This is a genomic window from Rhizobium quercicola, assembly GCF_021168455.1.
GTDB classification, from domain to species: Bacteria; Pseudomonadota; Alphaproteobacteria; order Rhizobiales; family Rhizobiaceae; genus Ferranicluibacter; species Ferranicluibacter quercicola.
Window position 1 is genome coordinate 22,612 of sequence record NZ_JAJOZR010000005.1, and the last position, 22,257, is coordinate 44,868.

Sequence of the window (22,257 nt, forward strand, 5' to 3'; positions counted from 1 at the left end):
CCGAGAGCCGGAGGCCGAGCGGCGGACCGCCAGGGCCAGTCGTCAGACGCCGGTCGTCAGGCGCTGATGGTCAGGCGCTGGTCGTCAGCCGCCGCATGGCCTGCGCCATCTGCACCTCCCGTGCCGGCGTCGCTGCCGAGGCGGTGGGATCGGAGGCCGCCGCGAAGCGCGCCGTTGGCTTGTGCGCCGAAATCTTGCCGAGAGGGTGCTGGGAATGCACGCGCAGCGGCGCCCCTGCCCCCGGCTCGATGAACAGCGCAAGGCTTGCGACCTTCACCGGCTGCGCAAGCAGGGGCTCGAACTGCGTGCGCAGCGGCCCCTCCATCTTCGCGCGCATGGCGGCCGTCATGGGGCCGGTCAGCATCATGTGGAACCGGAACTCCTCCATGACGAACGGGTCTCCCCAGCGGTGCAGGTTCGAAAACTGGGTCGCCGTCAGCTTGTCGGCATCCAGCCGCTCGATATCCCGCTCGCTTAGGGGGGCTCGGAATTCGTCAAACGTCTGGACGACCCGCGCCGCCAGATGCGTCATCGGCTCGCACGGGACGCGCGGGCTGAGCCCGAAGGCGCTGCCGAGCCAGGAGACCTCGAGATCCGGGATCTCGAACGGGGCGATCTCGCCGGCAAATCGCATCATGGCTTTCAGAAGCGCCGATTCCGTCCGCTCCGCAGCGAGGGGAAACGGCGCCTTGATCGACCCGTGAAAGCCGTAGCGTCGCGGAACGGCCGTATAGAAAGCCATGTCCTGCGCGCTGCAGCCTGCGACCGACAGTTGTTCGCACAGGTCACCGGAATAGACATTTCGCCCCAGCCATTCGGCTGCGGCAACGGAGAGCGGGTCATGGATGGGCGGGGTGAAGCAGATGGCGTAGCGCATGGCAAACCTCGATTTGCCCCCTGCGCTACGTGATTTGCATGACAGCCTGACGAAGACTGCGCCTCCTCGGCATCGAAAATTCGGAACCGGACCGACTTTCACACGTTTTACGGCCATCAAGCCAGAAGAGGAGAAGGACCGTGACCTATCACAACCCCAATCTGCACGGCGACCGCCCCAACGCTCAGGGTGAGGGCCAGAAACTTCAGGATGCAAGCATCGTCGAGACCCAGGACCTCATCGCCAGCGACAAGGTGGAGGGAACGCGGGTTTACGGCGCGGACGGCAAGCGTATCGGGTCGATCGAGCGTCTGATCATCGGCAAGCGCAGCGGACAGGTCGCCTATGCAGTGCTTGGTTTCGGTGGCTTTCTCGGCATCGGCGAGGACCATTATCCGATCCCGTGGACGAAGCTCAGCTACGACGAGGAGCTTGGTGGCTACCGCACGGAACTGACGCGCGAACAGGTCGAGAAGGCCCCGAAATACCGCAGCGACGACGAGTACGACTGGAACCGGGAAAACGGCCGTCTGGTGTATGACTATTACGGCGTGCCGCCCTACTGGATGTAAGCGAGCGGACGAATGACGACGAGGGGCGCGCCACGAGGCTGCGCCCCTTTTTCATAAGGCAAGATGGCTTTCGGTTCGGAACGATGGCGGCAACACGATCGCCTGCACACCATCGAGCGTGTGCTCGAAGATGCCCTCAACCACGGCCTGCGCGAGCCGATGGGCAATGCCGAAGCTGATCTTGAAGCCGCCGGTCAGCAGATGCAGGCGGGGATAGTCCGGATGCGGGCCGGCCATCGGGTCGCGCCCGATGGCGCGCGGACGCAGGCCCGCCCAGCGCTCGAGAACCGGTGCGCCGGCCAGCGACGGAACCAGCGTCTCGGCCTTGGCGAGCAGATCATCGAGCCTCCGGTCGGTCGAAAACGGATCGGCATAGTCCACCTCGCTGGTGCTGCCGATCGCCACGCCGCCCGCATCATGCGCGATGACGTAAACGCCATCCGAGTACAGGATCGGCAGGGCGGGATCGAGATCGACCGCCAGCCGGGCGGCCTGCCCCTTCACGCTCGCGCCGCTTGGCGGTCGCGCCGCTGCACCAGCCAAAGCCGCCAGGCCGTCGATCATCGGAAAACTGTCGACGCCCGCCGCCAGCACGACGTGACCCGCTTCGACAGAGATCCCATCGGCGAGGACCACGCGCCCCTGCCGCGGATCGATCGTGCGCACGGCACATCCCTCGAGGATGGTTACACCGGGCATCCCCTCAAGCGTGGACCTCAGCAGATGCAGAAGGCCGCGCGGCGAGACACGCGCCGCCAGCTGGTCGGAAACGGCTCCATGCGCCACGACATCGGGTGAGAAAAGCCCCTCCGGTGCGGCGTCCAGAACGCGCCAGGCAAAGCCGCCCGCTCCGCTCCGCCAGTTCACAGCCGCATCCGCCACCTGCCGGAGCGCGATCTCCCGCAGATGCGGCTTTGCCAGGGGAATGAGCCGGCCCGTTCGACGGTATCCGGCATAAAGCCCGGTTGCAGCCTCCATCCCGCGGATCTCGCCCTCCAGCGACACCAGCGCGTCGAACTGGAATTGCTTCTTGTCGTTCCAGCGATCCGGCGTGTGCGGCATCAGCGCACCGAGCAGCCCGCCGCTCGCCCCGGCCCCGATCGCCGCCCGCTCCGCAAGTACGACCTTGACCCCGGCACGCGCCGCATGAAGCGCAGCCCAGAGGCCCATGATGCCGCCGCCGATGACGACCAGATCCGTCTTCATATCCGCCATCGATTGACCTTGTCCCAAGGGCTGATTATCGCTTGTCCATGACCGAAAGCCGCCCGACCATCGCCGTGGAAAACCCGTCCCTAAACCAGCAGACGCTCGACTGGCACACCGGCGATATGCCGTATTCCGTTGAATTTGACGATCATTTTTATTGCCGCACCGACGGCCGGCAGGAATGCGGTCACGTCTTTCTGAACGGGAACGGACTGCCGGAGCGGTGGCGCCACGCGCAGGCGGTTGCGATCGGCGAACTCGGCTTCGGCACCGGGCTCAATTTCTGCGAGACATGGCGTCAGTGGGCTGGCGCGGAAAAACCGCCCGGTGCCCGCCTCGCCTTCACCTCGTTCGAGCGCTTCCCCATGCAGGCGGCAGACATCGGCCGCGCGCTTTCCGCCTGGCCCGAGATCGCACGGGAGCGCGACGCGCTGGTCGCCGCATGGCCGCAGGCGCTGTCCGGCCATGTGCGTCTCGACCTGACGGGCGACGTCACGCTCACCATCGTCTGCGGTCCGGCCATCGATGGTGTCACCAGCCACACCGGGCACTTCGATGCCTGGTACCTCGACGGCTTTGCCCCCTCGCGCAATCCGGCCATGTGGTCGCCGGAGCTCATGGCCGCGGTGCACGATCACACGCGGCCCGGCGGCACCTTCGCGACCTACGCCGCCGCCGGCTTCGTACGCCGCAATCTCCAGGCCGCAGGCTTCGCCGTGGAGCGCCGCAAGGGCTTTGCCGGCAAGCGGGAAATGCTTTGCGGCGCAAGGGCTGCAGCAGGTCAGCCCGAGCCGCAAAGCTGATCGCCTCTTCGCACTTGCGAAAAAGACAGCTTGACTTTCAGCTGGGAAACAACGACATGAGGGCCAGCGTCACCTTCCGGCCGCCGCGTGAGCGTGCCCAGCGGATTTTGTCATTCCGTCGCGAAGGCCAAGCGCACCCATGAGACCGTGCCACATTCGGCACCCGCAGCGCAGACAGCTTTTTCAACCCACCAAGATCCCATTTCACGCGGGGTTCTTGAAACCAGATGACCCGGAACCGCAGGAAAGCGGTGTTCCGGTCCCTGTCGTTTGGCGCCCCGAAAGGCATACCTTTGACCAATTTTTCTTCCCTTGGCCTCTCCGAGCAGATGGTTGCGAACCTTACCCTTGAAGGTTTCACCGTGCCGACGCCGATCCAGGCCGAAGCCATTCCGCTCGTCATGGCAGGCCATGACCTCATCGGCCTCGCACAGACCGGCACCGGCAAGACCGCCGCATTCGGCCTGCCCATGATCGAGCGCATGCTGGCCGACGGCAAGCGCGCCGACCCGCGCAACGTCCGTGCCCTCATCCTCGCCCCGACCCGCGAACTGGTGAACCAGATCGCCGCCAACCTGAAGGTCTTCGTCAAGAAGAGCCCCCTGCGCATCGGCCTCGTCGTCGGCGGCGCCTCCATCAACAAGCAGACCCAGCAGCTGGAACGCGGCGTCGAGATCCTCGTCGCCACGCCCGGCCGCCTGCTCGACCTTCTCAACCGCAAGGCCGTGACGCTGACGACCGCGCGCTACCTCGTGCTCGACGAAGCCGACCAGATGCTGGACCTCGGCTTCATCCACGACCTGCGCAAGATCTCCAAGCTCGTGCCGAAGAACCGCCAGACCCTGCTGTTCTCCGCCACGATGCCGAAGGCGATCGCCGACCTCGCCGGCGACTACCTGACGGACCCCAAGCGCGTCGAAGTCGCCACGGCCGGCAAGGCTGCCGACAAGATCGAGCAGTTCGTGCATTTCGTCACCGGCAAGGACGGCAAGGTCACGCTGCTGAAGCAGTCGCTGACCGCCAACCCGGACGGCCGCGCGATCGTCTTCTCGCGCACCAAGCATGGCGCCGAGAAGCTGATGAAGCACCTGGAATCGGTCGGCTATTCCGCCGCCTCCATTCACGGCAACAAGAGCCAGGGCCAGCGCGAGCGCGCCCTCAAGGCCTTCCGTGACGGCGAGATCAAGGTTCTGGTCGCCACCGACGTCGCCGCCCGCGGCATCGACATTCCCGGCATCACCCATGTCTACAACTATGATCTGCCGGAAGTCGCCGAAGCCTATGTTCATCGCATCGGCCGCACGGCCCGTGCCGGCCGTGACGGCATCGCCATCGCCTTCTGCGCACCGGACGAAGCCCGCCTGCTGCGCGACATCGAAAAGCTGATGGGCATGACCATCACCGTGGCCAGCGGCGAAGCGCCGGCCAACATCTCCCGCGCACCGGCCGCCCGCAATGCGCGCGGCAATGGCGGCCGCGGCAGCAACAATGAAGGCCGCAACGGCCAGGGCCGCGGCGACAACCGTGGTGGCCAGGGACGTGGCGAGAACCGCGGCGGCGAGAACAACCGCCCGGCGCGCGTGGCACAGGCACCGAGCCCGTTTGCCGGCGACGACCTGCTGGCCGGCGACGACAGCGCACAGCGCCGCGAGCACCGCAAGGGCCAGGGCCCGGCCGCACAGGCCGCCCACCAGGCAGCCCTTGCCAAGCGCAACGGCAACCGCAACGGCCGTCCGGGCGGCGCACCCCGCACCTCAAGCCGCGGCCCGCGCCCGGCAGCCGGCAGCCCGGGCGCACAGGCCGCCCAGCGCCGCGAAGGCTCGCGCCGCGAAGAAGCATAAATCCCGCTCACGGGAGAGATCGGAAAACGGCGGGACGAAAGTTCCGCCGTTTTCATTTGCACGACGGCGATCGCATCGAAAAGCAGGTGCTCAGTCGATAAGCAATTGCGAAGATAATGTGCGAAAAATGGACGGCTTCACCCAAAACCCGTCTTGCCATTTTGCACCCGAAAACCATGTCACCCCCTGAGGGGACAGCCAGAACGGGAGAAAATTTCTTTCTGTCTGAAACGAGCATGCTTCTTGCATTGCCGAAGCGCTTGTAATCAAATGGCTTAAAAAGGGGACCAGGCCGTTGGCATTCGATGAAATGATGAATGCGGACAACACTCCGCGACCGCCTTACACGACATACAACGAGTGGTATGCCAACCAGGACAGAGCCCGCCTGATCGCCAAGTCCAAAGAGGCGGAAAACATCTTTCGCAAGACCGGCATCACCTTTGCGGTGTATGGCCACGCCGACAGCGCCGAGAAGCTGATCCCCTTCGATCTCATTCCGCGCATCATCTCCGCGCGGGAATGGCGCCGCCTCGCGCAGGGCATCGAGCAGCGCGTGCTCGCGCTCAATGCCTTTCTGGACGATATCTACCACAAGCAGGAAATCATCAAGGCGGGCCGCATTCCGCGCGAGCTGATCGAGAAGAACGACGCCTTTCTGCCGCAGATGGTCGGCATGCGCCCGCCGGGCGGGGTCTACACCCACATTGTCGGCACCGACATCGTGCGGACCGGCGAAGACCAGTTCTACGTTCTCGAGGATAACGCCCGCACCCCGTCGGGCGTCAGCTACATGCTCGAGAACCGCGAAACCATGATGCAGATGTTCCCCGAGCTGTTCTACCAGAACCGCGTTCAGCCGGTGGAGAACTACCCCTATCTGCTGCGGCATTCGCTGGCGGCGGTCGCTCCTCCCGGTTGCGAAGGCAAGCCGCGCGTCGCCGTCCTCACCCCGGGCATCTACAATTCCGCCTATTATGAACACGCCTTCCTCGCGGATATGATGGGCGTCGAGCTGGTCGAAGGCTCCGACCTGCGCGTCATAGACGGCAAGGTGCGGATGCGCACCACGCGCGGCTACGAAGCGATCGACGTGCTCTATCGCCGGGTGGATGACGACTACCTCGATCCCCTGACCTTCAAGCCGGAATCCGCGCTCGGCATTCCCGGCATCATGGATGTCTACCGCGCCGGCAACATCACGATCGCCAACGCCCCCGGCACCGGGATTTGCGACGACAAGGCGATCTACTCCTACATGCCCGAGATCGTGGAGTTCTACACCGGTCGCAAGGCGCTGCTCGAAAACGTGCCCACATGGCGCTGTTCAGAGCCGTCGAGCCTGCAATACGTGCTCGACAACCTCGCCGACCTCGTGGTCAAGGAGGTTCACGGGTCCGGCGGCTACGGCATGTTGGTCGGCCCGACGGCCTCCAAAAAGGAACGTGCGCTGTTTGCCGACAAGCTGAAGGCACGACCGAGCAACTACATCGCCCAGCCGACCCTCTCCCTCTCGACCGTACCGATCATGGTCAACAAGGGCATCGCGCCGCGCCATGTCGATCTGCGGCCCTATGTGCTGGTGTCCGACAAGGTGCAGATCATTCCTGGCGGCTTGACCCGCGTGGCCCTGAAGGCCGGCTCTCTGGTGGTGAATTCCAGCCAGGGTGGCGGCACGAAGGACACTTGGGTACTGGAGGACTGATCGGCATGCTCGGAAGAACCGCAAACGGCCTTTACTGGATGTTCCGCTATATCGAGCGGGCCGAAAACAGCGCCCGCCTCGTGGATGCCGGACTGCGCATGTCCCTCACCCGCTCCCACCTTGGCGAAGACAACTGGGAAAGCGTGCTGCAGAGCTCCGGTGTCATCGACATTTACGAGCAGCGCTACGAAAGCGCGACCAGTGCCGACGCCGTCGATTTCCTGCTGCGCGAGACGACCAATCCGTCGAGCGTGCTGTCCTGCATCGAGACGGCCCGCAGCAATGCGCGCATGGTGCGCACCGCCCTGACGCGCGAGACATGGGAGGCCGTGAACGAATGTTATCTCGACCTCAAGTCCATGCTCGCACGCCGGGTGAAGGCCGCCGACCTGCCGGAGGTCATCGACGCGATCAAGCGCAAGACGGGCCTCATCCGCGGTGCTTTCCACGGCACGATGCTGCGCAACGACCTCTTCAACTTCTCGCGCATCGGCACCTTCATCGAGCGCGCCGACAACACCGCCCGCATTCTCGACGTGAAATACTACGTCCTCCTGCCCGCCGTGTCGCAGGTCGGCACGGCCATCGACAACGTGCAGTGGGAATCGATCCTGCGCTCGGTCTCCGCCCATCGCAGCTATGGCTGGGTCTACGAGGCGGAGTACAAGGCGGCCAATATCGCCGACTTCCTCATCCTCAATGGCCGCATGCCGCGGTCGCTCGCCTATTGCTACGACAAGATCAACAGCAATCTCGGCTATCTCGAACGGGAATACGGCGAACGGCACAGCGCGCATGAAACGTCCGGAAATACATTGAAATCGCTGCGGAACTGCTCGATCAAGGACGTGATGGACCAGGGCCTGCACGAATATATCGAGACGTTCATCACCCAGAACAATCGTCTGAGCCAGGAAATCTCCGACGGCTACCGGTTCTATTGACCAAGGACGGACCAGGCGCATGCGACTGAAAATCACCCATACGACCGAATACAGCTATGCGGAGGCGGTCAGCTACTCGCTGCAGCGGCTCCGCCTCACACCCTTCACGGAGCCGGGACAGACCGTTCTGAACTGGGAGACCTCGGTGGAAGGCGCCAAGGTGGAGGTCGGCTACGAGGATCATTTCGCAAACCGCGTGACCCTCGTCAGCGTCATGGGAGACCAGATCCGCATGCGCATCGTCGCCAGCGGCGAGATCGAGACGCAGGACCGCGCCGGCGTGTTCGGCCCCCATCAGTCCTACATCCCCCTCTGGCTGTTCCAGCGTGACACGCCGCTGACCAAGCGGACGAAGCAGATCCGCGATCTGGCCAAGTCCCAGTCGGGCGACGGTGTGCTGGCGCAGATGCACAACCTCATGGGCGCCATCCACCAGGCCGTCGCCTTCGAGCCGGGATCGACGGGAACGGAAACCACCGCGGACGAGGCGCTGACGCGCGGCATCGGCGTCTGTCAGGATCACGCGCATATCTTCATCGCCTGCGCCCGCTCGGTCGGCCTCCCCGCCCGCTACGTCTCCGGCTATCTGATGATGGACGACCGCATCGAGCAGACGGCCACCCATGCCTGGGCCGAAGCCCACCTTCCCGGCCTCGGCTGGGTCGGCTTCGACGCGGCCAACGACGTCTGCCCCGACGAACGCTACGTCCGCATCGCCACCGGCCTCGACTACCGCGACGCCGCCCCCATCTCCGGACTGGTCCACGGCGCCGCGAACGAGACGCTGACGGTGGCGCTGACGGTGGAGCAACAGGGGCAGAGCCAGAGTCAGAGTTGATGCGGAGAGCGTGAGAGCCGAGACCGGTTTGATCCTGCACCTCCCGATGCCTCCCTTGTGGCGAAATGGATTCAGGCTTAAATTTCAGGTCGGACGTGGAGAAATGTCATGAAGATCGGTGCATTCGAGGCGAAAGCGCAGTTTTCCGCCTTGCTGGAAAAGGCAGCGCACGGAGAAGACGTGACGATCACCAAGCACGGCAAATCCATTGCAAGGCTGGTGGCCATCGACGACGATCCGAAGCGGAGCGGCCAGGAAATCGTCGCGGCCCTCAAAGCCTTGCGGAAGACGGAAACACTAGGCGAACTATCTTGGAAGGACCTGCGCGACGAAGGCCGCAGATGAGCATCGTGATCGATGCGTCCATAGCCCTGTCCTGGTGCTTCGAGGATGAAGCAAGCCCGCAAACCGATGCGATCGCAGAGCGGGTTGCCGACAGCGGAGCCGTCGTTCCTGCGCTTTTTCATCTGGAAATCGCCAATGTCCTGATGCTGGCCGAGCGCCGCGGCCGGATTTCGGCGGCCAGCCTCATCCAAAGGCTGGACTTGATATCGCAGCTTCCCCTCGAAACAGACACCATCGCCATCGCACGACATATCCGGGAGATCCTGCCACTCGCCCGCGAGCATGGGCTGGCGATCTACGACGCAACCTATCTGGACGTCGCGGCCCGACGTGGTCTCCCGCTCGCCACACGCGACAAGGCGCTGTCGCGGGCAGCTAAAGAGATGGGTATCACCGTCGAATGACGGCACGAGCAACTGTCGAGCGTCGTCCGTTCTATGGACTGCCTCACCACAACGACCTCACAGCACCCCCACCGATACCCCCGTCTCCGCCTCGATCACCAGCCGGTTCCGCAACGGCAGCCCGAACCCCGCCGCCTCCATCTCGAACACATCGCCCGCCTGGGTCCGCACGCCATCCCCGAACGACAGCGTCGCCGTGCCGAACATATGCACGTGGATGTCTCCGGATGCGCGGAAGAGGCCGTATTTGAAGTGATGATATTCGAGATTGGCGAAGCTGTGGGACATGTTGGCTTCGCCGGAGAGAAACGGCTTCTCCCAGAGCACCGTGCCGTCGCGCAGGATGCGGGATGTCCCACGGACGTCCTGCGGGGCGAGGCCGATGCGGATCTCCGGGCCGAAGCTCGCGGGGCGGAGCTTGGAATGCGCGAGGAAGAGATAGTTGACCCGCTCCGTGATATGGTCGGAAAATTCGTTGGCGACCGCAAAGCCGAGCCGGAAGGGCTGGCCACTGTCGGCAATGACGTAGATGCCGGCCATCTCGGGCTCCTCGCCGCCATCCTGGGCGAATGCGGGTGAGACGAGATCGCCGCCGGGTGCCGCGAGCTGCAGTCCATTGCCCTTGTAGAACCATTCCGGCTGCACGCCCGTCTCGCCCGGTTTCGGCTTGCCGCCGTCGAGACCCATCCGGAACATCTTCATGGAGTCCGTCATCGCGGTCTCGTCGGCCGTCGCGGCGGCATGCATGGCATCGCGGGTGGCGGCCGAGCCGAGATGGGTCAGACCCGTGCCGGTCAGGTGAAGATGCGCCGGATCGGGATGGGTGATCGGCGGCAGGAAACGCCCGTCCGCATCGGCGGCCTGGAGATCGACTACCCCGCCAAGGCCCCGCGCCAGCACGACGTCGGCGAGCACCCGGCCGGCGTTGGCGGCTTCCAGCGCAAGATCATAAACGCTCCGTGCGCCGCGGACGGCGCGGGCCGGCTCGCCCTCCTCCCGGACCGCAACCGTGATCGAGCCATCCTCGTTGCGGATCTGCGACATCAGCATGCTGTTCTCTCCCTTTTGAAATGCGAACGCCGCCATCTGAGCGTGTCAGACGGCGGCGTGATCTCGAACGGCTGGCGTAGACCCTTTCGGGCGACGATCAGCCCTTGTTCTTGTTGTAGACGTCGAAGAACACGGCGGCGAGCAGCACCAGGCCCTTGACGAGCTGCTGGTAGTCGATGCCGAGGCCCATGATCGACATGCCGTTGTTCATGACGCCCATGATGAACGCGCCGATGACCGCACCGGTGATCTTGCCGACGCCGCCGGAGGCCGAGGCACCGCCGATGAAGCAGGCCGCGATGACGTCCAGCTCGAAGCCGACGCCGGCCTTGGGCGTCGCCGAGTTCAGGCGGGCCGCGATGATCATGCCGGCGAGCGCTGCCAGCACGCCCATGTTGACGAAGGTCAGGAAGGTCAGGCGCTCGGTGTTGATGCCCGAGAGCTTGGCCGCCTTCTCGTTACCGCCCATGGCGTAGATGCGGCGGCCGATGGTCGAGCGCGTGGTGATGAAGGTGTAGAGCGCGATCAGCAGCGCCATGACGATCAGCACGTTCGGGAAACCGCGATAGGTCGACAGCTGGAAGCCGAGGAAGATCGCAACGACGCCGATGATGGCCATCTGGATGGCGAAGAACACGAAGGGCTCGTTCTCGGTGCCGTGCTTGTCGTTGTTGCTGCGGTCCTTCATGCCGAAATAGACGGCGAGACCGACGAGGACGATGACGGCGACCAGCGCGAACAGGTTGGTGACGATCGCCGGGTTGGGGTTCGCGAACCAGAGCAGGTCGGGTACGAAGCCGGTCGACAGAACCTGGAATTCCTTGGGAAACGGACCGATCGGGCGGTTCTGGAGGATCAGGTAGGTCAGGCCGCGGAACACGAGCATGCCGGCCAGCGTCACGATGAAGGACGGGATCTTCTGGTAGGCGACCCAGTATCCCTGCGCCGCACCCACGAGACCACCGAGCACGAGGCAGAGCGGCACGACGAGCGCGTAGTGAATGCCCCATTTCACCATCATCACGGCGGAAAGGCCGCCGGTGAAGGCGACGATGGACCCGACCGAGAGGTCGATATGGCCGGCGACGATGATCAGCAGCATGCCCAGCGCCATGATGACGATGAACGAGTTCTGCAGGATCAGGTTGGTGATGTTGACGGGGCGGAACAGGACGCCGCCGGTGACGAACTGGAAGAACAACATGATGACGACGAGCGCGACCAGAAGGCCGTATTCGCGGATGTTGGCTTTCAGATAGGCGCCGACGGACGGCTTGGCGGTTGGTGCGCTGGTTTCAAGGACCATTAGTGCTTCTCCCCGGAGCGCATGATGGCTCGCATGATGGATTCCTGGCTGGCTTCACCCTTGGGAAGTTCCGCGACGATACGACCTTCATTCATGACGTAGATCCGATCGCAGGTTCCCAGAAGCTCGGGCATCTCGGATGAGATCATGAGAATGCCTTTGCCCTCGGCGGCCAGCTGGTTGATGATGGAATAGATTTCGTATTTCGCACCGACGTCGATGCCGCGTGTCGGCTCGTCGAGGATGAGGATTTCGGGATTGGTGAACAGCCACTTGGACAGCACGACCTTCTGCTGGTTGCCGCCCGAGAGGTTGACCGTTTCCTGATAGATCGAGTGCGAGCGGATGCGCAGGCGCTTGCGATAGTCGGTTGCGACCTCGCGCTCGCGGTGCCCGTCGATCACGCCGCTGTTTGCGACGGCCGGCAGGTTGGCGAGCGTCGTGTTGTGCATGATGTTGTTGTTCAGAACCAGGCCCAGATGCTTGCGGTCCTCGGTTACGTAGGCAAGCCCCGCCTCGATCGCCTTCTGGATCGTGCTGACATCGACCGGCTTGCCGTGCATCAGCACGTCGCCGGTGATCTTGTGGCCCCAGGAACGGCCAAAGATGCTCATCGCCGTCTCGGTGCGCCCGGCGCCCATCAGCCCGGCAATGCCGACGACCTCGCCGGCGCGAACCGTGAAGTTCACGTCATGCAGGAACTGCCGGTCGCGGTGGTGCTGGTGGTAGACGTTCCAGTTCTTCACTTCCAGGAGCGTGCTGCCGATCTTCGGCTCGCGCGGGGGATAGCGGTCGTCCATGTCGCGCCCGACCATGCCCTTGATGATCCGGTCTTCGCCGATATCCTCGTTGTGGCAGTCGAGCGTTTCAACCGTGCCGCCGTCGCGCAGGATGGTGATCTTGTCGGCGACCGTCTTGATCTCGTTCAGCTTGTGCGAAATGATGATCGAGGTCATGCCCTGCTTGCGGAATTCCATCAGCAGGTGAAGGAGGGCCGCCGAATCCGTCTCGTTGAGCGAGGCGGTCGGCTCGTCGAGGATCAGCAGGCGCACCTTTTTCGACAGCGCCTTGGCGATTTCCACCAGCTGCTGCTTGCCCACCCCGATATCGGTGATCAGCGTTGCGGGCGACTCCTTCAGGCCGACCTTGGCCAGAAGCTCGCGCGTGCGCGCGAAGGTTTCCTTCCAGTCGATGACGCCCTTGGTCGCCACCTCGTTGCCGAGGAAGATGTTTTCCCCGATCGAGAGCAGCGGAACGAGCGCCAGTTCCTGGTGGATGATGATGATGCCGAGATGCTCGCTGTCGGAGATGTCCTTGAACTGCCGAACCGAGCCGTCGTAAACGATGTCCCCGTCATAGCTGCCGGCGGGATAGACGCCGCTCAGCACCTTCATCAGGGTCGATTTGCCGGCACCGTTCTCGCCCACGAGCGCGTGGATCTCGCCCTCGCGAACCTTGAGATTGACGTTGTCGAGCGCTTTCACGCCGGGAAACGTCTTGGTGATGCCCCGCATTTCGAGAATGTATTTGTCCATGTCAGGCGTTCCAGTGGCCGTCCGTCGTTTGATGAGGTGGGACCGGCCGGGGGTCAGGCTCCTCATATGCCAAAAGGGTCCGCGACTGGTATCGCGGACCCCATGATAGCGTGATCGCTTAGTTGTCGATCTGCTCGGCGGTGTAGTAGCCGGCGCCGACCAGAACGTCCTTGGCATTGGTCTTGTCGACGGCAACCGGCTTCAGCAGGTAGGCCGGAACGACCTTGACGCCGTTGTCGTAGGTCTTGGTGTCGTTGATCTGGGGCTCCTTGCCGCTGATCACGGCATCGACCATGCCAACGGTAACCTTGGCCAGTTCGCGCGTGTCCTTGAAGATCGTGGAGTACTGTTCGCCAGCCATGATTGACTTGACCGACGGCAGTTCGGCGTCCTGGCCGGTGACGATCGGCATCGGCATGTCGCCGGAGCCGTAGCCAACGCCCTTCAGGGCCGAGATGATGCCGATCGAGAGACCGTCATAGGGGGAGAGAACGCCGTCGACCTTCGCGTCGGTGTAGGTCGAGGACAGCAGGTTTTCCATGCGGGCCTGTGCAACGGCACCGTCCCAACGCAGCGTGCCGACCTGTTCCATGCCCATCTGGCCGGACTTCACGACGATCTTCTTGGCGTCGATCAGCGGCTGGAGAACGGACATCGCGCCATCGTAGAAGAAGAAGGCGTTGTTGTCGTCCGGCGAACCGCCGAAGAGTTCGACGTTCTTCGGCTCGGTCGCGCCGTCCAGCTTCAGGCCGTTGACAAGCGTCGTTGCCTGGAGAACGCCGACCTGGAAGTTGTCGAACGTCGCGTAGTAGTCGACGTTGCCGCTGTCGCGGATCAGGCGGTCGTAGGCGATGACCTTGACGCCGGCGTCATGCGCCTTGGCGAGAATGTCGGAGAGCGTCGTGCCGTCAATGGCGCCGATGACGAGAACCTTGGCACCCTTGGTGACCATGTTTTCGATCTGGGCGAGCTGGTTCGGGATATCGTCGTCGGCAAACTGCAGGTCTGCCGTGTAGCCGGCTTCCTTGAACAGCTTTTCCATGGTCTCGCCGTCCGAGATCCAGCGGGTCGAGGTCTTGGTCGGCATGGAAATGCCAACGGTGCCCTTGTCCTGCGCGAAAGCCGGGAATGCGAAGGACGCGACGCCGATGGCGGCAGCGGCCAGAAGTGATGTAACCAATTTCATAAGGTCTCTCCCTGGAGTGTTGACCGCGCCGGCCTGGAGCCGTCGCGATATGTGCGGCGCTGGACGCACCCGGAACGTCGTTCCAGGGTGGAGGGAAAATGGATGAAGAAATCCCCCCGGCTTTAACCTCCGCAAGCGCCGGCGCACATGCCGGCAAACTGGAATCAAACTCCATAACTGTCAAATACAATATTCGTGTAGGCGCATATTTTTTTTGGTATAATAAACGAAAAGAATGTGATTTTTAATGGACGGGGGAGCTGGGAGGGTGACGGCCTATGGAAGACACGGAAAATCAAGGGCTTGTGCCCTTTGGTGCCTCCGCGCGCAATGTATTCAAGTCGGGTTTGAAGCTTGTCCACCTGCATCTCATCCTCGCGATCGAGGATAGGGGTCAGATCAGCGCCGCTGCGGAGGCTCTGGGCATATCACAACCGGCCGCTTCACGCATGCTCGGAGAAATCGAATCGATCCTGCGCGCGCCCCTCTGCGAGCGCGTGGCGCGCGGCGTGGAACTCACGCCCTATGGAAAGGCGCTCGCCCGGCGCGCGCGCACCATCTTCCTCGAGCTTCGGGAAACAGCCCGGGAGATCGGCGAGTTGAAGACGGGCCGCGGCGGCTCCGTCTCGCTCGGCTCCGTCACCGGCCCTGCCCTGCATCTCGCCGTGCCCGCGATGAATCAGGTGACGACGGCCTATCCCGGCATCGAGATCAGCATTCAGGTGGAAAACAGCAATGTCCTGATCCGCGAGCTGATGGCAGCCCGTCACGACTTCGTCATCGGCCGCATTCCCGACGATATCGACCCCCGCCAATTCGACCTCGTGGAGATCGGCTCGGAAGACGTCTGTCTGATCGTTCGCGAGGGTCACCCCCTGCTCGAAAAGCCGGTCATCGTCCACGAGGACCTGCCGGGCTACGACTGGGTCTTCCAGCCGGCCGGCACGCTGTTGCGGCGTTCCGTGGAGGACAGTTTCCTCACCAGCGGCGTGCCCCTGCCGACCACGACGATCAACACCTCCTCCATCATCCTGACCCTTTCCATCGTGCGCAACACCAATGCGATTGCGCCTGTGGCCAAGGACGTCGCGGAATTGGTCGCCAGCAACGGAACGTCGATCGGCGAGATCCGCGTCCTGCCGATCGATTTCGCCATCACCATCCGCCCCTACAGCCTCATCACCCCCCGCGGTCGCGAACTGCCGCCGAGCGCCAAGCTGCTCTACGATCTCATTCTTCAGGAAAGCAAAGGCTGATCGGCATCCGCTCGGCATGGACAGGCTTACGCAATCCTGTCGTGCTTGGCTTGCGACGATAATACGCCGCGGCACCCCACAGGGGTGCCGCTCCAGCCGGAAGGGACGGACATGTTCGGCAAATCGCTCTTTCAGTCCGTGCTCGAACGTCTTGAGGCGGAAGACCCGCGGGAGGCGGCCGGGCCATCCCCGCGTGCCGGCATCGCGGGCTTGAACGCCAGCCTCGCCTTCGATACGGAACGCGCCGCTGGCGGCGATGCCGTGCGGCAGGCCTATGCCGATATCGACGAGGCCGGAAGCGCGGCACCCGAACCGCTACGTCCGCGCCCGGCTCCGCTTCTCCGAGCCGCAAGGCCCCCGCTTCGGCAACGGCCCGCCCATCTCGACCGCCTGACACCCGCGCAGGTCGCCGAAGACCTTCAGCTCTCGAATACGGACACGCCCACCACCCTCGCGGAGAAGCGCCGGGCGTTCGCCAACCGCAACCATCCGGATCGCCACGCGCCGGGGGATAGAGAGGCAGCGACGACGCGCATGACGATCGCCAATATGCTGGTGGACGAGGCACTGCGCCGGCTGAAGCGCGGCCTGCCGATCGGCCTGACGCCACAGCGCCCCCGATAGCGCGCGCGTCGAGCTTTGGCCGTCAGGCCTTCGGCTCGTCCCTTGGCGGCGCGTCGGGATCTGCGAGCGGCGGTGCATCGGCGGCCGTCGCCTCCGGCACGACGTCGGTCGATGTCGTCGTCGGCTTGAAGAACACGATCAGCGTGGCCGAGGTATAGGCGGTGACGGCCAGAAAGATCATGCCCCAGGTCGAGGCGCCGTTCCAGAACTCGACGGCCGTCCAGAGCGCGCAGCTCCCGACGATCAACAGACGCCTCCAGAGAGGACGGTAGAAAGGATGATCCGGGTCGATGAACTTCTGCATGAGTCCTCTTGGATGACCAAACGTCGGCCGAGCGCGCTGTATCACGGAGATCGCGCAGCCCAGCGCAGATGACATGCGCAAAAAACATCGCAAGCGCAAGGGTACCGGCTTGACGGGCAGGAACAAGACGGAATAAAAATTCCAAAAATCAATCCAGATCAATGTTTCGTTCCGGAGGGCGCGACATCGATCAGGACGACGCGACGCCTCGGGAGGAGACGGCGTCGCCGGCACATCCCCTCCTCGACAGGACGGATCCGCCGTCAGCGGATCGCCAAGCGCTTCCAGCGGAGTGAGCGCATCATTCCGCGTCCAGTGGCTTTCGGGCCGCGCTATTGAAAGTGGTAACATGACTGTGAGATTTGGTGTTCTCGGCGCCGGCCGTATCGGCAAGGTTCATGCCAAGGCCGTCAGCGGCGATGCCCATGCGCGTCTCGTGGCCGTTGCCGATGCGTTTCCCGCGGCAGCTCAGGCGATTGCCGACAGCTATGGCTGCGAGGTCCGCACCATCGAGGCGATCGAGGCGGCCGACGATATCGACGCCGTCGTCATCTGCACGCCCACCGATACCCATGCCGACCTGATCGAGCGCTTCGCCCGCGCCGGCAAGGCGATCTTCTGCGAAAAGCCGATCGACCTGGATGTCGGCCGCGTCCGCGATTGCCTGAAGACGGTCGCCGAAACGGACGGAAAGCTGATGGTCGGCTTCAACCGCCGCTTCGACCCGCATTTCATGGCCGTGCGGCAGGCGATCGAGGACGGCCGCATCGGCGATGTCGAAATGGTGACGATCATCTCGCGCGATCCCGGCGCGCCGCCGGTCGATTACATCAAGCGCTCCGGCGGCATCTTCCGCGACATGACGATCCACGACTTCGACATGGCGCGCTTCCTGCTCGGCGAAGAGCCGACCATCGTCACGGCCCATGCCGCCGTGCTGGTCGATCCCGAGATCGGAACCGCCGGGGATTACGACAGCGTTTCGGTCATCCTCGAAACCGCCAGCGGCAAGCAGGCGATCATCTCCAACTCGCGCCGTGCCACCTATGGCTACGACCAGCGCATCGAGGTGCACGGCTCCAAGGGCGTTGTCTCGGCGGAAAACCAGCGCGCCGTCTCCATCGAGATCGCCAATGGCGAAGGCTACACCCGCCCGCCCCTGCACGATTTCTTCATGACCCGCTATACCCAAGCCTATGCCAACGAGATCGCGAGCTTCATCTCCGCCATCGAGACCGGCACGCCGATTACCCCCTCCGGCGCGGACGGCCTTGCCGCACTCGCACTCGCGGAAGCCGCGCTCCGGTCCGTCAAGGAAAAGCGCCAGATCGCCGTCGAACTCTGAGCGCTCGCCCGGACAGACGCGGTCAATAGGTCTTCGGCAGGGCGTCCAGTTCCGCAAGGAACGCCCGGGCGCTCTGCCGCGTCTCCCGCTTCTGCTCCGGGCTCATCCGGCCCCAGGCGGCATAGACCGGCCCCAGCCGGTGGTTGCCCTTCAGCTTGTCCGCGTTGCGGTCGAGAAAATCCCAGTAGAGCGCGTTGAACGGACAGGCATCCTTTCCTGTCTTCTTGCGCACGTCGTAGGCGCAGCCTTCGCAGTAGTCCGACATGCGGTTGATGTAATTGCCGCCCGCGGCATAGGGCTTCGACCCGAGAAAGCCGCCATCGGCGAACTGGCTCATGCCGATGACGTTCGGCAACTCCACCCATTCATAGGCATCCGCATAGACCTCGAGATACCACTGGTGGATCTCGAGCGGCCGGACCCCGGCCAGCATGGCGAAATTCCCCGTGATCATCAGCCGCTGGATATGGTGGGCATAGGCATTGTCGCGCGTCTCCGTGATCACCTGCCGCAGGCAGGCCATGCGCGTGTCGGCGGTCCAGTAGAAATCCGGCAACGCGCGATCGGCCTCCAGAAAATTCATCTCCCGATAGTCCGGCATCTTCAGCCAGTAGACGCCGCGAATATACTCCCGCCAGCCGATGATCTGGCGGATGAAGCCCTCGACCGCATTCAGCGGCGCATCGCCGGCAAGATAGACGGTCTCCGCCCGCCGACAGAGATCCAGCGGATCGAGCAGCCCGGCATTGAGATAGAACGAGAGCAGCGAGTGGCTGAGCACGGGATCGCCCGAGAGCATGGCATCCTGCCGCTCGCCGAACCGCGGCAGGTGATCGACCATGAACCGGTCCCGCAAGGTCTCCGCCTGCGCGCGGGTGACGGCGAAGTCGAAGCCTTCGAGCCGTCCGAAATGCGCGCCGAACCGCCGTCCGACGAGCGCAAGCACCTCCGCCGTGATCGCATCCGGCGCAAACCCCTTGCGCGGCTGCGAGAACAGATCGAGCGTCGCCGGCTTGCGGTTTTCGGCGTCGAAGTTCCAGCGCCCGCCGGCCGGCGCGTCGCCTTCCATCAAGAGACGGGTCTTCTGCCGCATCTCCCGGTAGAAGGTTTCCATGCGCAGCTGCCGCCGCCCGCCGGCAAAGGCTGCGAATTCGGACCGCGAACAGAGAAACCGCGTATCGTCGCGGATCTCGACCGGAACATTGAACGCCCGCTGCCAGCCGTCCATCATCTCGAGCACGCGGAACTCGCCGGGCTCCGTGACGATGACGCGGTCCGGCCGCAGCTCCGAGACGGCGCGACCGACCTCGCCTCCGAACGCGCCGCTATTGCCCTCGTCCTCGAGCCGCACATAGCGCACCGTCAGCCCGCGCGCGCGCAGATCCTCGGCGAAATGGCGCATGGCGGAAAAGAGAAACGCGATCTTCTTCGGATGATGCCGCACATAGTGCGCTTCCTCCATCACCTCGCACATCAGCACCACATCGTCCGCCGAGGCGCCGGCGAGGCTCGACATCTCCGGCGACAGCTGGTCGCCGAGGATGAGGATCAGGTTGCGAACCGTATCACCGCTCATCGGCCCTGCCCTCCCACCCTCTGCCACGCCCGTGATGTCGCCGCTACCATGCGATCTCCGTCCCGTCGTAAGCGAAGAAATGCCCCGTCTGCGCCGGTATGAGGCCATCAATAACAGAAAGGAGAGCGGACGCGGCTTCCGCCGGCGACACCTTGTCGGCGTGCCGCCCATGCGTGGCCGTCAGCCCGGTTTCCACCGTGCCAGGATGCAGGGCGACGACGACGCTCTGCGGGCATGTGCGCGCGATCTCGATCGACGCCGTCCGCACGATCTGGTTGAGCGCCGCCTTTGCCGAGCGATAGGAAATCCACCCGCCGAGCCTGTTGTCGCCGATCGACCCGACTCGCGCCGAAAGCGTCGCGAGGACGCAGCGCCGGTCTCGCGGCAAGAGCGGCGCGAAATGCTTGATCAGCAGCGCCGGCCCGATGGCGTTGACCGCGAACTGCCGCGCCATGACGGCAGGATCGATCGCGCGGATCGTCTTCTCGGGCCCCTGCCCGTCGATCTCCAGCGCCCCGGTCGCATCGAACACCAGATCGACCGTGCCCGGCCGCGCCGCAACGCCACGGGCGGCAGCCTGCACGGACCCCTCCTCCGTCACATCCATCCCGTCATCCCGCCGCGACAGCCCCACCACCTCACCGCACATCGGATCACCCTCCAGCGCCACCAGAACCGCAGCCCCGATCCCGCCGCTCGCCCCCAACACCACCGCCCGATACCCGTCCCGAAACCCCAGCATTCCATTCTCCCGGCCACATCTGCGCCGTCGGCCCGCCAGAAGGCCGGTCACCCACAGTCAACACCGTCTACGCCCCACGCCCCCAACCGGATCTCCCCCGCCACCGCACCACAGCCACCCCGCCCGATTTTCCACCAATCCCTGTCTTCCCCATTGATGCCAACCCAAACCTAAGCTATGAACCCCTCATCCACCCGGCAAAGCCGGTTGCTGCACCCGTAGCTCAGCTGGATAGAGTGTTGGATTCCGATTCCAAAGGTCACAGGTTCGAATCCTGTCGGGTGCGCCATTTCTTCCCCCCCTCTCCAATAACTGTCACAGCCGAGAAAAATCGCGCGCTTTCCGTTGCGATCGGCATTGGCAATATGAGCGACACCGAATATCAGTGATTGCATGAAGAGGATTCGCGGCGGTGCGGGCGGTTGCCTGGCGAGGCGGCTTCATGGTGTTGACGTGTATCGAGGGGGCAGACCATGAGCAGAGACGAGCCTTCGGCACATGATCTGGCCCTGCAACTGTACCGCGATCATAAGGCGACGCTCGATCTTCTGGCAAAACCGGCCACGGGCAGTAGCTTTGATCAGGCGGTTCGGGGTGTGTTTGGTGAAAAACCGTTGCGTGGAAAGCTGGTTAGAATCGGTAACGGCCATGTTGTCCTGTCGGAGATTGCCAGGGATCAGGTCAGCTTTCTGCCGGCCGGCTGGGTTGCAGAGCTGGAGAAGACCCGAGGTGCGTGGGACGGCTGTGAAAACTGGTGGGCCGGGTATCCTCTGATCTCATGGATCGAATTCCGGGTCGGCGACGATGGAAGGTCCGGATCGGTGCGGTTGCATGCGGAAGTCGGCCCGATCACGAACGGCGCGGTCCGCCAGGGGTTTGTCGAGGCCATCCGGATGAAGGCCGCTGCCCGACAGATGGGGCGGATCAGGTTTCCCGACGCAGCGTCGCAGGAACGGCGTCTGTACTCGCGATTTCTGCACCAGAATGCCGTTGCGGTGAAGGACATCGCCGAGAAGGGCGATATCGAGCGGCAATGCGTTCATCTCGTCGGCAGCTTTTCGCCGGAGTTCGACCTCGTCGCGAGCGTCATTCCGCAGTTACGCGCCCTGAGCGACAGATCTGCATCGCCCGGCACGTTAACACCCCGTTAACCACGGTCATTTTAGAAACATGAACGATTGCGGCCGATTCGATGGATGACCGCAGCCAAGACAGCCCGGAGCCGGCGGATAAACCCGCCCCCTCGGGCGACGGTCTCGCCATTAGGGCGAGCACCCTCAAGGGTTAACCGTTGAAAGTGTTCCCACATTCGCTATCCCTCTACCCGACGGCTCTGACGTCGGGGGGCTAGCCTGTCTTTCGGGCCTTTTGACATGACCAGCCTCCTGACGAACACATCCGCCATGGCCGCTCTCCAGACGTTGCGCGGCATCGCGTCGAGATCTGCGGAAGCACAGCAGCAGATCAGCTCCGGCATGCGCGTGGAAACGGCGGCCGACAATGCCGCCTACTGGTCGATTGCCACCACCATGCGCTCCGACAACAAGGCGATGACAGCGGTCACCGACGTCATCAATCTCGGCTCCGCCCAGATCGATACCGCCTATAACGGCATCACCGCCGTGTCGGATATCCTGTCGGAATTCACATCACGGCTGATCGCGGCCAAGGAACCGGGCGTCGATCCGGCCAAGATTCAGAAGGAGCTTTCGCAGCTCCAGCAACAGGTCGTGAGCGTCGCCAACGCGGCCAGCTTCAGCGGCGTCAATTGGCTCAAGACCGATGTCGCGGATAT

The 22,257-nt window shown here is 63.8% G+C and carries 21 protein-coding genes, 1 tRNA gene and 1 pseudogene; 14 read left to right on the forward strand and 9 right to left on the reverse strand.

Features of this window, described 5'->3' with window-relative positions; all coding sequences use genetic code 11:
* Positions 1-70 precede the first annotated feature (70 nt).
* Positions 71-877, reverse strand: a complete 807-nt coding sequence (locus LRX75_RS08610) for a DUF1045 domain-containing protein (RefSeq protein ID WP_231813491.1) — start codon at positions 875-877, stop codon at positions 71-73.
* A gap of 218 nt (positions 878-1,095) precedes the next feature.
* Between LRX75_RS08610 and LRX75_RS08615 the strand changes: the two genes are divergently transcribed.
* On the forward strand, positions 1,096-1,449 hold the full coding sequence (locus LRX75_RS08615) for a PRC-barrel domain-containing protein (RefSeq protein WP_113150733.1): 354 nt from the start codon (positions 1,096-1,098) through the stop codon (positions 1,447-1,449).
* A gap of 51 nt (positions 1,450-1,500) precedes the next feature.
* Here the strand turns inward: LRX75_RS08615 and LRX75_RS08620 are convergent, their stop codons facing one another.
* Entirely contained in the window at positions 1,501-2,664 is a 1,164-nt protein-coding gene (locus LRX75_RS08620; protein WP_231813492.1) for an NAD(P)/FAD-dependent oxidoreductase, read from the reverse strand.
* A 38-nt stretch (positions 2,665-2,702) separates the two neighbouring features.
* On the opposite strand from LRX75_RS08620, the gene mnmC2 reads away from it, so the two are divergent.
* The 7 genes from mnmC2 (at position 2,703) to LRX75_RS08655 (ending at position 9,538) form a co-directional block, all read left to right on the forward strand.
* A complete protein-coding gene (gene mnmC2, locus LRX75_RS08625; RefSeq protein ID WP_231813944.1) occupies positions 2,703-3,461 on the forward strand; it encodes a tRNA (5-methylaminomethyl-2-thiouridine)(34)-methyltransferase MnmC2 in 759 nt (252 codons plus the stop codon).
* 293 nt (positions 3,462-3,754) lie between these two features.
* On the forward strand, positions 3,755-5,302 hold the full coding sequence (locus LRX75_RS08630; protein WP_162742988.1) for a DEAD/DEAH box helicase: 1,548 nt from the start codon (positions 3,755-3,757) through the stop codon (positions 5,300-5,302).
* Between the two features lie 310 nt (positions 5,303-5,612).
* On the forward strand, positions 5,613-7,007 hold the full coding sequence (locus tag LRX75_RS08635; RefSeq protein ID WP_162742994.1) for a circularly permuted type 2 ATP-grasp protein: 1,395 nt from the start codon (positions 5,613-5,615) through the stop codon (positions 7,005-7,007).
* A gap of 5 nt (positions 7,008-7,012) precedes the next feature.
* Positions 7,013-7,951 (forward strand): alpha-E domain-containing protein, encoded by a 939-nt coding sequence (locus LRX75_RS08640; protein WP_231813493.1) that lies wholly within the window; start codon positions 7,013-7,015, stop codon positions 7,949-7,951.
* 19 nt (positions 7,952-7,970) lie between these two features.
* Positions 7,971-8,789, forward strand: a complete 819-nt coding sequence (locus tag LRX75_RS08645) for a transglutaminase family protein (RefSeq protein WP_231813494.1) — start codon at positions 7,971-7,973, stop codon at positions 8,787-8,789.
* 108 nt (positions 8,790-8,897) lie between these two features.
* Positions 8,898-9,134 carry a type II toxin-antitoxin system Phd/YefM family antitoxin gene (locus LRX75_RS08650; protein WP_231813496.1) on the forward strand — a complete coding sequence of 79 codons (237 nt, stop codon included), beginning with the start codon at positions 8,898-8,900 and terminating at the stop codon, positions 9,132-9,134.
* Positions 9,131-9,538, forward strand: a complete 408-nt coding sequence (locus tag LRX75_RS08655) for a type II toxin-antitoxin system VapC family toxin (RefSeq protein ID WP_231813498.1) — start codon at positions 9,131-9,133, stop codon at positions 9,536-9,538. Before LRX75_RS08650 ends, LRX75_RS08655 begins: the two co-directional genes overlap by 4 nt.
* Positions 9,539-9,595: 57 nt before the next feature.
* Here the strand turns inward: LRX75_RS08655 and araD1 are convergent, their stop codons facing one another.
* From araD1 to chvE, 4 genes are all read right to left on the reverse strand, one after another.
* Positions 9,596-10,588 (reverse strand): AraD1 family protein, encoded by a 993-nt coding sequence (araD1, locus tag LRX75_RS08660; RefSeq protein WP_231813500.1) that lies wholly within the window; start codon positions 10,586-10,588, stop codon positions 9,596-9,598.
* 97 nt (positions 10,589-10,685) lie between these two features.
* Entirely contained in the window at positions 10,686-11,894 is a 1,209-nt protein-coding gene (gene mmsB, locus LRX75_RS08665; protein ID WP_231813502.1) for a multiple monosaccharide ABC transporter permease, read from the reverse strand.
* Positions 11,894-13,429, reverse strand: coding sequence for a multiple monosaccharide ABC transporter ATP-binding protein (gene mmsA, locus LRX75_RS08670; RefSeq protein ID WP_231813504.1), 1,536 nt, complete (start codon positions 13,427-13,429; stop codon positions 11,894-11,896). Before mmsA ends, mmsB begins: the two co-directional genes overlap by 1 nt.
* Positions 13,430-13,547: 118 nt before the next feature.
* Positions 13,548-14,615 carry a multiple monosaccharide ABC transporter substrate-binding protein gene (chvE, locus tag LRX75_RS08675; RefSeq protein ID WP_113150710.1) on the reverse strand — a complete coding sequence of 356 codons (1,068 nt, stop codon included), beginning with the start codon at positions 14,613-14,615 and terminating at the stop codon, positions 13,548-13,550.
* A 278-nt stretch (positions 14,616-14,893) separates the two neighbouring features.
* On the opposite strand from chvE, the gene LRX75_RS08680 reads away from it, so the two are divergent.
* Together LRX75_RS08680 and LRX75_RS08685 are read left to right on the forward strand one after the other, a co-directional pair.
* The gene (locus tag LRX75_RS08680; protein ID WP_231813506.1) at positions 14,894-15,871 is read left to right on the forward strand and encodes a LysR family transcriptional regulator; all 978 of its coding nucleotides are present in this window, start codon (positions 14,894-14,896) and stop codon (positions 15,869-15,871) included.
* Between the two features lie 111 nt (positions 15,872-15,982).
* The gene (locus LRX75_RS08685; protein WP_231813508.1) at positions 15,983-16,495 is read left to right on the forward strand and encodes a hypothetical protein; all 513 of its coding nucleotides are present in this window, start codon (positions 15,983-15,985) and stop codon (positions 16,493-16,495) included.
* A gap of 22 nt (positions 16,496-16,517) precedes the next feature.
* Here LRX75_RS08685 and LRX75_RS08690 read toward each other — a convergent pair whose 3' ends face one another.
* Positions 16,518-16,799, reverse strand: coding sequence for a hypothetical protein (locus tag LRX75_RS08690; protein WP_231813510.1), 282 nt, complete (start codon positions 16,797-16,799; stop codon positions 16,518-16,520).
* A 349-nt stretch (positions 16,800-17,148) separates the two neighbouring features.
* On the opposite strand from LRX75_RS08690, the gene iolG reads away from it, so the two are divergent.
* Positions 17,149-18,144, forward strand: a complete 996-nt coding sequence (iolG, locus tag LRX75_RS08695; protein ID WP_231813512.1) for an inositol 2-dehydrogenase — start codon at positions 17,149-17,151, stop codon at positions 18,142-18,144.
* Between the two features lie 22 nt (positions 18,145-18,166).
* Here the strand turns inward: iolG and LRX75_RS08700 are convergent, their stop codons facing one another.
* Positions 18,167-19,720 carry a cryptochrome/photolyase family protein gene (locus tag LRX75_RS08700; protein ID WP_231813514.1) on the reverse strand — a complete coding sequence of 518 codons (1,554 nt, stop codon included), beginning with the start codon at positions 19,718-19,720 and terminating at the stop codon, positions 18,167-18,169.
* A gap of 43 nt (positions 19,721-19,763) precedes the next feature.
* Positions 19,764-20,462: an SDR family NAD(P)-dependent oxidoreductase gene (locus LRX75_RS08705; RefSeq protein WP_231813516.1), complete on the reverse strand. Its 699-nt coding sequence runs from the start codon at positions 20,460-20,462 to the stop codon at positions 19,764-19,766.
* A 212-nt stretch (positions 20,463-20,674) separates the two neighbouring features.
* On the opposite strand from LRX75_RS08705, the gene LRX75_RS08710 reads away from it, so the two are divergent.
* The 3 genes and pseudogenes from LRX75_RS08710 to LRX75_RS23520 form a co-directional block, all read left to right on the forward strand.
* Positions 20,675-20,751, forward strand: a tRNA-Arg gene (locus LRX75_RS08710).
* A 184-nt stretch (positions 20,752-20,935) separates the two neighbouring features.
* Positions 20,936-21,613: a hypothetical protein gene (locus tag LRX75_RS08715; protein ID WP_231813518.1), complete on the forward strand. Its 678-nt coding sequence runs from the start codon at positions 20,936-20,938 to the stop codon at positions 21,611-21,613.
* 222 nt (positions 21,614-21,835) lie between these two features.
* Positions 21,836-22,228: pseudogene (locus tag LRX75_RS23520) on the forward strand (flagellin N-terminal helical domain-containing protein); the annotation flags it as partial.
* Positions 22,229-22,257 lie beyond the last annotated feature (29 nt).